14 protein-coding genes are annotated in these 12,486 nt (G+C 40.9%); 5 read left to right on the forward strand and 9 right to left on the reverse strand.

The window, feature by feature from the left end; genetic code table 11:
- The 8 genes from BLS28_RS04310 to BLS28_RS04345 form a co-directional block, all read right to left on the reverse strand.
- A complete protein-coding gene (locus BLS28_RS04310; RefSeq protein WP_091163066.1) occupies nucleotides 1-1,431 on the reverse strand; it encodes a serine hydrolase domain-containing protein in 1,431 nt (476 codons plus the stop codon).
- A 75-nt stretch (nucleotides 1,432-1,506) separates the two neighbouring features.
- Complete coding sequence (locus tag BLS28_RS04315) at nucleotides 1,507-2,046, reverse strand: hypothetical protein (RefSeq protein WP_143020688.1); 540 nt, start codon at nucleotides 2,044-2,046, stop codon at nucleotides 1,507-1,509.
- Nucleotides 2,047-2,061: 15 nt separating this feature from the next.
- Nucleotides 2,062-2,994, reverse strand: a complete 933-nt coding sequence (locus tag BLS28_RS04320; protein ID WP_091163068.1) for an aspartate carbamoyltransferase catalytic subunit — start codon at nucleotides 2,992-2,994, stop codon at nucleotides 2,062-2,064.
- Between the two features lie 147 nt (nucleotides 2,995-3,141).
- Nucleotides 3,142-3,690, reverse strand: coding sequence for a bifunctional pyr operon transcriptional regulator/uracil phosphoribosyltransferase PyrR (pyrR, locus tag BLS28_RS04325; protein WP_090531558.1), 549 nt, complete (start codon nucleotides 3,688-3,690; stop codon nucleotides 3,142-3,144).
- Nucleotides 3,691-4,050: 360 nt separating this feature from the next.
- A complete protein-coding gene (locus tag BLS28_RS04330; protein WP_091163069.1) occupies nucleotides 4,051-4,446 on the reverse strand; it encodes an ACT domain-containing protein in 396 nt (131 codons plus the stop codon).
- 11 nt (nucleotides 4,447-4,457) lie between these two features.
- The gene (locus tag BLS28_RS04335) at nucleotides 4,458-4,790 is read right to left on the reverse strand and encodes a hypothetical protein (protein WP_091163070.1); all 333 of its coding nucleotides are present in this window, start codon (nucleotides 4,788-4,790) and stop codon (nucleotides 4,458-4,460) included.
- Nucleotides 4,791-4,867: 77 nt separating this feature from the next.
- Nucleotides 4,868-6,835 (reverse strand): 30S ribosomal protein S1, encoded by a 1,968-nt coding sequence (gene rpsA, locus BLS28_RS04340; protein ID WP_091163071.1) that lies wholly within the window; start codon nucleotides 6,833-6,835, stop codon nucleotides 4,868-4,870.
- A gap of 243 nt (nucleotides 6,836-7,078) precedes the next feature.
- Nucleotides 7,079-7,753, reverse strand: a complete 675-nt coding sequence (locus BLS28_RS04345) for a hypothetical protein (protein ID WP_091163072.1) — start codon at nucleotides 7,751-7,753, stop codon at nucleotides 7,079-7,081.
- Between the two features lie 210 nt (nucleotides 7,754-7,963).
- Between BLS28_RS04345 and tyrS the strand changes: the two genes are divergently transcribed.
- From tyrS to BLS28_RS04360, 3 genes are all read left to right on the forward strand, one after another.
- Nucleotides 7,964-9,247 (forward strand): tyrosine--tRNA ligase, encoded by a 1,284-nt coding sequence (gene tyrS / locus BLS28_RS04350; RefSeq protein ID WP_091163073.1) that lies wholly within the window; start codon nucleotides 7,964-7,966, stop codon nucleotides 9,245-9,247.
- A gap of 168 nt (nucleotides 9,248-9,415) precedes the next feature.
- Nucleotides 9,416-9,910 carry an Xre family toxin-antitoxin system antitoxin gene (locus BLS28_RS04355; RefSeq protein WP_223266164.1) on the forward strand — a complete coding sequence of 165 codons (495 nt, stop codon included), beginning with the start codon at nucleotides 9,416-9,418 and terminating at the stop codon, nucleotides 9,908-9,910.
- Nucleotides 9,910-10,362, forward strand: a complete 453-nt coding sequence (locus BLS28_RS04360) for an RES family NAD+ phosphorylase (protein ID WP_091163074.1) — start codon at nucleotides 9,910-9,912, stop codon at nucleotides 10,360-10,362. Before BLS28_RS04355 ends, BLS28_RS04360 begins: the two co-directional genes overlap by 1 nt.
- Nucleotides 10,363-10,492: 130 nt before the next feature.
- On the opposite strand, the gene BLS28_RS04365 is transcribed toward BLS28_RS04360, so the two are convergent.
- Nucleotides 10,493-11,353: a sigma-70 family RNA polymerase sigma factor gene (locus BLS28_RS04365; protein ID WP_090466905.1), complete on the reverse strand. Its 861-nt coding sequence runs from the start codon at nucleotides 11,351-11,353 to the stop codon at nucleotides 10,493-10,495.
- A gap of 228 nt (nucleotides 11,354-11,581) precedes the next feature.
- On the opposite strand from BLS28_RS04365, the gene BLS28_RS04370 reads away from it, so the two are divergent.
- The gene (locus BLS28_RS04370; protein WP_091163075.1) at nucleotides 11,582-12,229 is read left to right on the forward strand and encodes a DUF2975 domain-containing protein; all 648 of its coding nucleotides are present in this window, start codon (nucleotides 11,582-11,584) and stop codon (nucleotides 12,227-12,229) included.
- A gap of 3 nt (nucleotides 12,230-12,232) precedes the next feature.
- Nucleotides 12,233-12,433, forward strand: coding sequence for a helix-turn-helix domain-containing protein (locus BLS28_RS04375; protein ID WP_091163076.1), 201 nt, complete (start codon nucleotides 12,233-12,235; stop codon nucleotides 12,431-12,433).
- The last annotated feature ends 53 nt before the right edge of the window (nucleotides 12,434-12,486 follow it).

Below are 12,486 nucleotides of genomic sequence, written 5' to 3' on the forward strand. Positions count from 1 at the left end.
TTATTTAACCTCCGCTTGCAACTTCTTAATAATGCCCGTCCCCACAGCATCCGTACTTTCAGCAGCGTTTGATAATACAATCACAGCAAGCTTTTTATCGGCATTAAAAGCGAGGAAGCTGCTACTGCCGTAAGTGCCGCCATTATGGAAAATGTATTCTACGCCATCAACCAAGATGATATGCCAGCCAAGGGCTATTTTGGCATCTTTGCTGTAGGTGATCTGGTGTGTTAGTTCAAAAGCCTCTGATAGCTTATCAGTGCCATTAGCCATGTTAGCCTTTGCATATATCAGCAGGTCATTTACCGTTGAATGCAGGGCTCCGCAAGCGGCAAGGGCGTTAAAATCCCAGGCTACTGTTGCATCACCGTATTGACTGTATACTTTAGTAAAGTGGGAGGTTTGTAAAGCGCTTAAATGCTGTACGGTATTTTTCATCCCCAAAGGACCGCAGATTACTTCCTGCACCATCTGATCAAATGTTTTTCCACTTATTTGTGATAATATCGTTCCTAATAAACCCACTCCTAAATTAGAATATGCATATTGTTCTCCCGGCTTGCTATTGAGTTTGCAGGTTTTTAGATAACTAAACAGTAGCCGTTTACTATAACTTTTATAAGGATTTGCCGCGCTGGCCGAATCAAACTGAAGGTTCTCCGGGATCCTTGCCAGGCCGGATGTATGATTGCTTAGCGTTTGCAAGGTTATATCATTCAACGCCGCATTGGTTTTTACCGAATCGGGCAGGTATTTGGTAATTGGATCGGTTAATTTTACTTTGCCCTCGTTGGCGTAATAAGCCAGCAGGGTAGCTGTAAATGTTTTGGTAATAGAGCCAATTTCGAACAGCGTATTGGCAGTTGGTAGCTGGTTGTTGCCGCGTGCGGTTTCTCCGTAATTGTAGGTGCTGATCTGGCCATCTTTTAATACGCCTATACTAAGGCCTACTGTATTTACTTTTTGAATATACGGGCGGGCAATTTCATCAACCTGTTTGTCCATTGTGTTGAGTAGTTTGTTGGATGTAGGTACCTGTGTGGTCTTATCGGCATTAATGTCTTTATAGGGCTGAAACAGGAAGAGCTCAATTTTATTCCCTGCATCGAGGCTCATAAGCAGCTGCAATGTTGCCGATTGAAATACCAGTTTGTAAGTACTTACCTTGTTGTTAACAAAGCTGATCACAGTTGAACCTTTTATTTCATTTAAGGGGAACAATTGTTGTTCGGTGAGGCTGCGGAACTGGCCCGCGCTTACAGCATGCCTGAAGTTTGGTCCGGTTAAGGTATAGATGGAGTCGGCCTGTTTGGCGTTGAAGAATTTTTTCACCAACACAAATACCGAATCAGTTTTAAATTGCTGATGGCTTTGGGCAAATGTTACGCCCGGGGTAAATAAAAGTAAGATAAAACAGAACCTGAGTTTCATGAAAAGTAATTCGTGTTTAATTAAATGTCGTTTAGTCTTTAGTCTGAAGAAAAAAATAGACTTACGACTACTGGCTTAAATGTCCTGGTAATCTTTGGCAAAGTAATTATCAGCCAAAGGATCAGTTAGGCGCACAAAACGTTTCTCGTTGTGTTTCCATTTCATGCGGAATATGATAACGGCAATACTGGCCCCGATGATATAATTATAACCGATAAAAGCGAACATATCGCCGGGTTCGGCAAGCAATGTGTGCATGTCCTTGCCTTTAAGAATTAACCAGGCAACACTTGTGATGAGGGATATAGCCAACCCGAAAATAAATCCGCCGTCGATAATGCAGTAATTCCACATGCCACGTTTGCGCGAATGCTCCCACTTTTTTACGAAGCTAATGTTGTCGATGTCTTCTTCGGTGAGACCACGGGCTTTGAGCTTTTCGGCCTGAGTTAGTTTGTATTGATAGCGATAATAGCCCTGTACAAACGAGAATGGGAAAAATAAAAGGAAAATGAGATTGCTATGGTCGTAAAAATACAACGTAACAATAACGGCAAGATAAACCAGTTCGGTTTTATAAGTATGTTTCAGATATGTTTTAAAATTGAATTTCATATCTGAAACATGCACTTATATGGTTGGTGTTTGTCCGGCCAGCAGGTAAAGCACTGCCATACGTACGGCAACACCGTTTTCTACCTGGTCGAGAATGATAGACTGTTTGCTGTCGGCTACATCGCTGGTGATCTCCACGCCGCGGTTGATAGGGCCGGGGTGCATTACAGTGATTTCTTTATCTAATGAGTCGAGAATGGTTTTATTAAGACCGAAAAGCATGGTGTATTCCCTCAGAGACGGGAAATATTTAATATCCTGACGTTCCAGCTGAATACGAAGCATATTGGCAACATCGCACCAGTTAAGCGCTTTGATGAGGTTGTGCTCAACTTTTACACCCAATGAGCCAATGTATTTAGGAATAAGCGTGGTTGGCCCGCAAACCATAACCTCGGCGCCTAATTGTTTAAGACAAAGGATGTTGGAAAGTGCTACGCGCGAGTGAAGGATATCGCCCACAATCACCACTTTTTTTCCGGCTACATCGCCGTATTTTTCACGGATAGAGAAAGCATCAAGCAAAGCCTGGGTAGGATGCTCATGTGCACCGTCTCCAGCGTTTACAATCTGTGCTTTTACGTGTTTTGACAGAAAGATCCCGGCACCTGCGTACGGATGACGCATTACAACCATATCAACCTTCATGGCCAGGATGTTGTTTACTGTATCGATCAAGGTTTCGCCCTTGCTTACAGATGATGACGATGCCGCAAAGTTGATCACATCTGCCGAAAGCCTTTTTTCGGCCAGCTCAAATGATAAACGGGTACGGGTTGAGTTTTCAAAGAAAATATTGGCGATGGTAACATCCCGTAACGACGGCACTTTCTTGATCGGCCGGTTTAAAACAGATTTAAAAGTATCGGCAGTTTCAAATATCAGCTCAATATCTGCCCGGTTCAAATCTTTTATACCCAATAAGTGTCGTGTGCTCAGTCCTGCCATCTCAGTTATTTTCCTGTTATATTTTATTCCTTGTTGTATTATTAGTTATGTCATTGCGAGGTACGAAGCAATCGCGAACTATGCAGGTTGCTCTGTATAGTATGCGATTGCCGCGCTATCGCTCGCAATGACATATTATTAATTCTATTACTCCTGTACTTCCGATACCAGCACTATCTTATCCTCTCCATCAGTATCCTTCCAGCTAACCACTACTTTTTGTGATGCGATAGAATCAACCTCGATGCCAACATAATCCGCAGACACTGGGATGTGGCGCGAATAGCGGCGGTCAACTAAAGCCAGTAGCTCTATCTTTTCAGGCCTGCCAAATGCCTGCATGGCATCCATTGCGGCGCGAATGGTGCGGCCGGTCCACAGTACGTCATCCATCATGATCACTTTTTTACCTTCAATAATAAAATCTATCTTGGTTTGATTAGGTACGAGTTGTGACTCGCGGCGGCGGAAATCGTCGCGATAAAAAGTGATATCGAGGTCGCCTTGCAGTATATTTTTATCAGGAAGGATCTTTCTTAATTCTTCGGCAACGCGTTTGGCCAAATAAATGCCACGTGGCTGAATGCCAATTAATACTGTATTTGAAAAGTCGTTATGATTTTCAATTAACTGGCGACATAAACGTTGTATGGTAATTTGAAACTTTTGTCCGTCGAGCAGTGTTAGATTTTGCATCGTATGGGTGGATTTGGGCAAAAGTAATAATTTGTTTTCAGTTTTGGAGGATGAGTTTTGAAAGTGGGGAGTTTGAGATTTATCATCCTGAGGAACGAAGGGTCTTCTTCGCCCTGGATAGGCGCACTGTATCTTGCAGAAGATTCTTCGCTATCGCTACCCATGACATAATAAGAATCAAGGTCATGCTGAACTTGTTTCAGCACCCCACTCGCTAAGCGGGCATGTTAAGCAAAGCGGCCACCTGTCCTATGGGATGCCGAAATAAATTCGGCATGACGGTAGGCATATGTTATCTTTCCTTCAAAGGTCGCGGATTTAATTTAATCAGAATGACAGGTGGCTTTTTGAATAAAGAAATTATTTCGATAATTTCTCCAACGCCAACATCGCCCTTTCCGCATCTTTTTTTGCCACAAAAATATGATCATGATAATAAGCTGCTACTACATTACAACTGATATTCTCTTTAGCCAACGCGGTCGCAAAAGCGGCTGTAAGGCCGGTGGCTTCCAGCGATGAATGTATGGTTAAGGTGATCCAGGAGACAATATAGATGTATTCAAGATTTAGCGTGTCGGCTGTTTCTTTTTTTAGGATGAGGGTTACCGCTTCCTGTTCTTTAAAAAAGGCTATGATGTCATCGGTATTGATGTTGTTTAATGATGTAGTTGTGCAATAAACATAATCGCCTTCATTAAGCACAGGTGTCATGTTTTTTATCAGGGTGTTGAGGTTGGTTTCTCCGGTGGCCATTATTTATTATATTATCGTGGGTAATTTAAAGCTGGCAAAACCATTCCTACAGCTATGAATACAGAAAATCCAAATAATAGGCTTAGTACGGTAAGATGCATAGAGCTATCGTCCTTTGGCGATTTTGAAAATGATTCCCTTAAATAAATTATTCTTACTATAAATCCTGTGTAGCCTAAGGTGGCTATTACAAGAGAAAATGAAATAACACTCACATAAATAGCGAAAGGAATCATCATACGATTGAAGTTTAGACCAAACATGATAAAAACAATAAGTAACGTTAATAAAAGTAAGATACGGGTGGTTTTAAACGTAAATGTATTTATGATAAAGGTTTTCATCCTATAAATATAAAATTAATAGAGCAAAAAAAGCCCCTCCGGATAACCGAAGGGGCTTATATAAGCTTAAGCTAAAATTATGCTTCTTCTTCAGAGCTGTTAGCAGCAGGTGCAGCCTTGCGGGCTTTGTTTTCTGCACCTTCCATTTGCTCTTTTAATTGAGCTAATACGCTAAGATCGCCTAAAGTTGATTTTTCAACAGAGTCTTTCACTTTTTTCACCGCGTTAGTAGCAGCTTTTGCTTCTTTTTTACGGTTTTCAAATTCCTGTACGCGGGCATCAGCGCGGGCTTCTTCCCAGATACGTGAGTGTGAAATAACGATACGTTTGTTTTCTTTGTTAAATTCAATGATTTTGAATTCAGCAGCTTCTTCAGCTTTTAAGCTCTTACCGTCTTCTTTAACCAGGTGTTTGGTTGGCGCGAAGCCTTCAACACCGTAAGGTAAAGCTACGATAGCACCTTTGTCGGTTACTTTGATAACAGTACCTTCATGGATCGAGTCGATAGTGAAGATAGTTTCAAATGTATCCCAAGGGTTTTCTTCAAGCTGTTTGTGGCCTAAGCTCAGTTTGCGGTTTTCAACATCAAGTTCAAGTACAACCACGTTTAATTTTTCACCAACTTTAGTGAATTCGTTAGGGTGGTTAACTTTTTTAGACCAAGAAAGGTCAGAGATGTGGATTAAGCCGTCGATGCCGTCTTCCAGTTCAACAAACACACCAAAGTTGGTCATGTTTTTAACTGTAGCTACGTGCTGAGTACCAACTGCGTACCTTTCAGCAGCGTTTTGCCATGGATCAGGAGTTAATTGTTTAACACCTAATGACATTTTACGCTCTTCGCGGTCTAAAGTCAATACTTGAGCTTCGATCTCGTCACCAACTTTCAGGAATTCCTGAGGGTTACGCAGGTTTTGTGACCATGACATTTCTGATACGTGGATCAAACCTTCAACACCAGGGATGATTTCAAGGAATGCACCGTAATCAGCAACGGTAACGATTTTACCTTTAACTTTTGAACCAACCTGAATGTCTTCAGAAAGGCTTTGCCAAGGGTGAGGGGTTAATTGTTTCAAGCCCAGAGCAATACGTTTTTTCTCATCATCAAAGTCAAGCACAACAACGTTGATTTTTTGATCCAATGATAAAATTTCGCGTGGGTGCTCAATACGGCCCCATGAAATATCTGTAATGTGCAGTAAGCCGTCAACACCACCAAGGTCAATGAATACACCAAAGTCGGTAATGTTTTTAACGGTACCTTCCAATACCTGACCTTTTTCAAGGCGAGCAACAATTTCAGTTTTTTGGTTTTCCAGATCGTCTTCGATAAGCACTTTGTGCGATACCACAACGTTCTTGAATTCGTGGTTGATTTTAACAACTTTGAATTCCATAGTTTTACCTACATACACATCGTAATCCCTGATAGGTTTGATATCGATCTGTGAGCCAGGTAAGAAGGCTTCAACGCCCATAATGTCAACAATTAAACCACCTTTAGTACGGCTCTTAACAAAACCGGTGATGATTTCATCGTTATCAAGGGCTGAATTAATGCGCTCCCATGATTTTTGAGTTTTTGCACGTTTGCGTGAAAGTACTAACTGACCGTTAGCATCTTCCTGCGATTCAACAAAAACGTCAACTTTGTCACCGATCTTCAGATCAGGTGTGTCACGGAATTCTGATACTGATACTAAACCGTCTGATTTGAAACCTACGTTAAGTACAACATCTTTGTTGTTAACGTTAACAACAGTACCGGTGATGATTTCGCCTTTGGTGATAGAGCTGAAAGTTCCATCATACAATTTCTCAAATTTCTCACGGTCGTCATCGCTGTAGTTACCAAATTTTTTGTCGTCAGCATCCCAGTCGAAATCTTCGCTTGGTGTAGCTGCAATTTTTGATTTGATCTCTTCGATAGAGATTGAATCAGCTTCTGATTCAATAGTTTCCTTTTCGCCAGACGCGTTCACTGTACCCAGTTCAGCTTCTTTCGCTTTTAATTCTTTTTCTGCTTCTTGTTTTTTTGCCATTAAATAATTTTTCTCCTTTTCCCAATTTGTTAATTGGGACTGCAAAGGTACGGATATATTTTATTGAAAAAAGAAATTTTTTAATGTTAATTGCTTATATTTTAGGTGTTTTTATAGGGTTTTAGGATTGTTGAGCAAGTGAAAGTTAACTTAAGGAGGGATTTTACGTTGAGTAAACCATTTGATAACATCGTTTGGTGTGTTATCTGCGCTATAAATTAATGAGTTATAGCAAGTAAAATTTTACGCCTTATCACTCAATTTACCATCTATCTCTTCAAAAATCTGCATAAAATCATTCAGCATTTCTTCGCGGTAACTGCTCAATATTTCGTCCATTATCACCTCTTGCTCTGGTGTGAATGGGTTTTTCCAAACGCGCATACAGATCCGTTTTAACGCGTAGGCAATCTGATGGGTTTCGGCATAGGTATGCAGGTACTGACTTTTTTTAAAGCCTTCGTAAAATTTAAAGAAAACGGCAGTATCCTCAAGCCCGGCAAAGGTTAAAAAGCTTCTTATTTTATCTTCCCGGCAACCGGCTAAATGATCGTAAAATTCGGTAACGCTGATTTTGCCGGTGGTAAGCAGCAGGTTATCGATAATCAGCTCAAGTGCAATATGCCCTAAAAAAAATGGTTTTACCGGCGAGTTTATCAGGGCAGGGGCCAACAGTTTTTTGAGCTCATGCGAACGGGTGGTAAAAAAAGCAGATAAGTGAAAATACCGGTCGACATCAAGGTGCTTGTTCCATCCGGATATGATCGAATTGACCTCGTTATCAGTATGGTGCAGCTTTTCGGGATGAAGGATAATGTTTTTATCGGCATTCTTCAACAAGTCGGGCAGCACCGTTCCCAGCACGTGGTAACAGTTGGTAGTATCCCTGTCGAAATAAAAATGCGATAAAAAATTCATAAGCCTTGCCTTGCAAAATACCCGGTTTTGCTCAAGATACAAAATATAAGTAATTATTTGAAACAGATTTTACCTGTAGTTAACCTGTTATAGGCACCAATCTTTTCATGTAGCAGACAATTAGATCGAATTGCACGAGTTTTTCAGAGGGTGTCTAAATTAGTGTATCAATTTCATTTATATTTGCACCTTTTTGAAACAGAACTTGATATGAACTTTGTTGAAGAATTACGCTGGCGCGGCATGCTGCATACCGAAATGCCCGGAACCGAGGATATGTTAAATAAAGGTATGGCTTCGGGGTATATCGGGTTTGATCCAACTGCCGATTCATTGCATGTTGGTCACCTTACCCAGATTATGACCCTGATCCACTTTCAGCGCGCGGGCCATAAACCTTATGCTTTGGTTGGTGGTGCTACCGGTATGGTAGGCGATCCGTCGGGCAAATCGGCCGAGCGTAATTTATTATCAGAGGATGTGCTGCAGCATAACCTGGAAGCCGTAAAAAAGCAGCTTACCCGTTTCCTTGATTTTAATACCGGCGCCAACAGTGCCGAAATGGTAAATAATTACGATTGGTTCAAAAACTTTACTTTTCTTGATTTTATCCGCGATGTAGGCAAACACATTACGGTTAACTATATGATGGCCAAAGATTCGGTGAAGAAACGTTTGGAAGGCGACACAGGTATGTCGTTTACCGAGTTTACTTACCAGTTGGTACAAGGTTATGATTTTTACTACCTGTGGAAGCACCATAACTGCTCGTTACAAATGGGTGGCAGCGATCAATGGGGAAACATTGTTACCGGTACTGAGCTAATCCGTCGCAAAGACAGCGGCGAAGCTTTTGCCCTAACTACTAATCTGATCAAAAAAGCCGACGGCACCAAGTTTGGTAAAACAGAAAGCGGGGCAGTGTGGCTTGATGCCGAACGCACCTCGCCATACCAGTTTTACCAGTTTTGGTTAAACACTACTGATGTTGACGCCAAATCATACATCCGCATTTTTACCTTGCTTGATCGTGAGGTTATTGAAGCCATGGAAGTTGAGCATGATGCGGCGCCGCATACCCGCGTATTGCAGAAAGCACTGGCTAAGGATATCACCATCCGTGTGCATGGCGAGGCTGAATACGAGAAGGCAATAAAATCATCAGAGTTTTTATTTGGGAATATCGGGATTGAGTTTTTGAATGAGCTTAGCGATGCGGAAGTGTTAGACTTATTTGCCGGTGTACCTAATTATAATATAGCGTTGAGTGAACTGGAGCAGGGCATTAATGCTGCTGATCTTTTAGCTGCTAAAACAGCTGTTTTTGCCTCAAAAGGCGAGGCTAAAAAGATGATACAAGGTGGTGGTGTTGCTATCAATAAAGTTAAAATAGGTACTGCCGATGATGTTTATAATGCAGATGCTTTGATTGGCGGTAAATTCATCGTAGCTCAAAAAGGTAAGAAGAACTATTTTTTGATAATAGCAGAATAAACTCTTAACCAGACTTACGAAGTTTCCAAAACTTCGTAAGTCTTAAAATTACAGGTCAATGACTTAATGAACAATGACCCCGTGATAAAAAGCGATAGGCTAAAACTTATCGCTTTTTTATTGTCTTTGGTATTGTAAATGCGACAAATGGTAATTATATTTGTACATATGTCGTACAAATCAAAGCCGGATGCTAAAAATGAGGTTAACGAGCCCATGGCAGCTTATGTTGTTCAGGGAGCTATGCCTTCGTTTTATAGTTTATTGAATGGCTCAAAACAGGTAAAAGCATCCTCTGATTTTGATATCATCAGTCTGGCGCGTAAGGGCTTCCCTAAAAGTGCCTTACTTTCCCTGGCAAAAAAAATCTCCCTTAATATCCAGGAGCTTGCCAATATACTACATATCTCCGAGCGTACCTTACAGCGTTACGAGGATGATGCCATCATCAGAACCGAATATGCCGAAAAGGCTATTGAGCTTGCACGGCTTTATACCCGTGGTGAGGAGGTTTTTGAATCGATGGATAAATTCAAGATCTGGATCAAAACGCCGTCGTTGGTTTTCAGAGGTGAGGCGCCGGTTACTATTCTGGATACATCTGCCGGCTTTGATATGGTTTTCAAGGAGCTTGGCCGTATTGAGCACGGTGTTTTTGCCTGATGATACTTTACCGCATTGCCAAATGCAATTACGCTGCCGATCTGAGCGGCACCGGAGCACGATTATATGGCGGTCGCTGGAATAGCGAAGGTAAACCGATGCTTTACCTTGCTTCCTCCAGATCATTAGCGGTGCTTGAGGTGTTAGTGCATTTGGATCCGTTGATAATTCCGGGTAATTATTGTATAACCGAAATTGAAGTGCCGGATAGTAAAATAATCACTGTGGAGGCTGAGCAATTACCTGAAGACTGGCGTGATTTATCCGGTCCGGTAATTTTGCGCCAACTTGGCGATGCCTTTCTTAAAAAACAGGAGTATTTATTAATGAAAGTACCATCGTCAATTGTCCCTGCCGAATATAACTATCTGCTTAACCCCTTGCATCCCGATTCTTTTGGAGTGAAACTTTTAAAAAGAGAACCTTTTAGTTTTGACAGGCGGCTTATTTAGCCATTAAGTCATTTTGATAAATCGTCATTAGTCGTTGAGGGGCAGTCATTACATCGCAGCTAACCATACCAAAGAAAAAAGCCACCAGTTATATAACCAATGGCTTTTAATATCTCTTTTTAGATTGTGATTAACCTAAATATGATTTCAATATCTTGCTCCTTGAAGTATGGCGCAAGCGTTGCAGTGCCTTGTCCTTGATCTGACGCACGCGCTCGCGGGTTAAATTAAATTTCTCACCAATTTCCTCTAATGAAAGCGGGTGGTTAGTTCCTAAACCAAAGAACAATACAATGATCTCGCGCTCGCGCTCAGTTAAGGTTGATAGTGAACGTTTGATCTCTTCAGATAATGACTCATTGATCAGGATCGAATCGGTGTTTGGCTCCTGGTTTTCCAGTACATCAAGCAATGTATTCTCTTCACCCTGTACAAACGGTGCATCCATTGATACATGACGGCCCGAGTTACTCAGTGTGTCGGAGATCTTATCAACAGTGGTCTCTAATATATCAGCAAGTTCTTCGGGCGATGGTTCGCGCTCGTACTCCTGTTCAAGCTTTGAAAAAGCCTTGCTGATCTTACTTAACGAACCTACCTGGTTAAGTGGTAAACGCACAATACGCGATTGCTCGGCAATAGCCTGCAATATCGACTGACGGATCCACCATACAGCATATGATATAAATTTAAAGCCTTTGGTTTCATCAAAACGCTTGGCGGCTTTAATCAGGCCGAGGTTGCCCTCGTTAATTAAATCGCCCAGTGTGAGGCCCTGGTTTTGGTATTGTTTAGCAACAGATACAACAAAGCGAAGGTTAGTTTTGGTTAAACGCTCCAATGCCGCCTGGTCGCCCTCGCGGATCTTTTGCGCTAAAATTACTTCTTCTTCGGCGGTTATTAGGTCTACCTTACCAATCTCGTGAAGATATTTATCAAGCGATTGCGACTCGCGATTGGTAATGGACTGCGTTATTTTGAGTTGTCTCATCTATTTAATAAACCTCTCTATTCGTTATATTCTGAATAGAACGTGCAAAGCTAATATTTTGTTTCTAAAATAAAACATATAAATCAGAAATAGCAATACCAGTGTAAAATTTTATATTTAAAATTTTAAATTTATGTATATCGCATAAAATTTATTGTAAAACAATAAATTTATTTTGTTATTTAATAAATATTGTTTTTATTTGAATTGAATTAATATCGTAGTGTAATGAAAAAGGTACGTGCCCTGCAAATACTTGTTTATATAGTGTTTGGTTTGTTTGTTTTTCAGAATATGGCTGCCGATTTCTGGCAGGGGTTTAAGGATGGATACAATGATGGAATGGGTACAATACATGGCGCTAAAAGATACGGGCCAACATTGCAAGTCACTATTGACGGAAGCTTCATTTCGCAAAAAAATGGGGGCGAATTGAAGATAGGTGAAAACTATACTTTAAAGAATATAATTATAAACAGTGATATAGTAGTTAATAATGATAATATATCTGTAAGCTGGCCATTAAACGCGGTTGAAACTGGGCTGATACTTATTACAACTGTGATAGTAATAAGAATAGCCTATCTTATTAATAAGGTTATTGTAAATATTGTAGAAGGTACTTTATTTGAGCAGCGATGTATTAGGCTGATCAAAAGCACAGGGATGCTGTTATTGCTGTTTACATTGACTGATTATATAGGGCAGCAAGTATCCTATCAGGTGTTAATAGCTAAATTGCATGTGCCGCTAAAAATCATCAATACATCGGCATTTAATTTTGGCACGCTGGTATTTGCTATCTTGATATTTATCCTGGCCGAAGCATTTAAGCAAGGGGCGAGGCTTAAAGAGGAGCAAGCTTTAACTATTTAAGTCATGCCGATAATAGTAAATCTTGATGTGATGATGGCAAAACGAAAAATGTCATTAAATGAACTGAGCGACAGGGTAGGGATCACCATATCAAACCTTTCTATCCTAAAAACAGGCAAGGCGAAAGCCATCCGTTTTGAAACACTCGAAGCCATATGTAAGGCGCTTGACTGCCAGCCGGGGGATATTCTGGAATACAAGTGAAAGGTGAAAGGTGAAAGGTGAAAGGTGAAAGGTGAAAGGTGAAAGGTGAAAGG

Source organism: Mucilaginibacter gossypii, from assembly GCF_900100945.1.
In the GTDB taxonomy this organism is placed as follows: domain Bacteria; phylum Bacteroidota; class Bacteroidia; order Sphingobacteriales; family Sphingobacteriaceae; genus Mucilaginibacter; species Mucilaginibacter gossypii.

Excerpts from the sequence above, each read along its gene's own strand:
- BLS28_RS04355 (WP_223266164.1), top strand. The coding sequence starts at position 9,416 with ATGTCGTACAAATCAAAGCCGGATGCTAAAAATGAGGTTAACGAGCCC.
- BLS28_RS04335 (WP_091163070.1), bottom strand. The coding sequence starts at position 4,790 with ATGAAAACCTTTATCATAAATACATTTACGTTTAAAACCACCCGTATC.
- BLS28_RS04365 (WP_090466905.1), bottom strand. The coding sequence starts at position 11,353 with ATGAGACAACTCAAAATAACGCAGTCCATTACCAATCGCGAGTCGCAA.
- BLS28_RS04330 (WP_091163069.1), bottom strand. The coding sequence starts at position 4,446 with ATGGCCACCGGAGAAACCAACCTCAACACCCTGATAAAAAACATGACA.
- BLS28_RS04320 (WP_091163068.1), bottom strand. The coding sequence starts at position 2,994 with ATGGCAGGACTGAGCACACGACACTTATTGGGTATAAAAGATTTGAAC.
- pyrR (WP_090531558.1), bottom strand. The coding sequence starts at position 3,690 with ATGCAAAATCTAACACTGCTCGACGGACAAAAGTTTCAAATTACCATA.
- BLS28_RS04310 (WP_091163066.1), bottom strand. The coding sequence starts at position 1,431 with ATGAAACTCAGGTTCTGTTTTATCTTACTTTTATTTACCCCGGGCGTA.
- tyrS (WP_091163073.1), top strand. The coding sequence starts at position 7,964 with ATGAACTTTGTTGAAGAATTACGCTGGCGCGGCATGCTGCATACCGAA.
- BLS28_RS04375 (WP_091163076.1), top strand. The coding sequence starts at position 12,233 with ATGCCGATAATAGTAAATCTTGATGTGATGATGGCAAAACGAAAAATG.
- BLS28_RS04370 (WP_091163075.1), top strand. The coding sequence starts at position 11,582 with ATGAAAAAGGTACGTGCCCTGCAAATACTTGTTTATATAGTGTTTGGT.
- BLS28_RS04315 (WP_143020688.1), bottom strand. The coding sequence starts at position 2,046 with ATGAAATTCAATTTTAAAACATATCTGAAACATACTTATAAAACCGAA.
- rpsA (WP_091163071.1), bottom strand. The coding sequence starts at position 6,835 with ATGGCAAAAAAACAAGAAGCAGAAAAAGAATTAAAAGCGAAAGAAGCT.
- BLS28_RS04345 (WP_091163072.1), bottom strand. The coding sequence starts at position 7,753 with ATGAATTTTTTATCGCATTTTTATTTCGACAGGGATACTACCAACTGT.
- BLS28_RS04360 (WP_091163074.1), top strand. The coding sequence starts at position 9,910 with ATGATACTTTACCGCATTGCCAAATGCAATTACGCTGCCGATCTGAGC.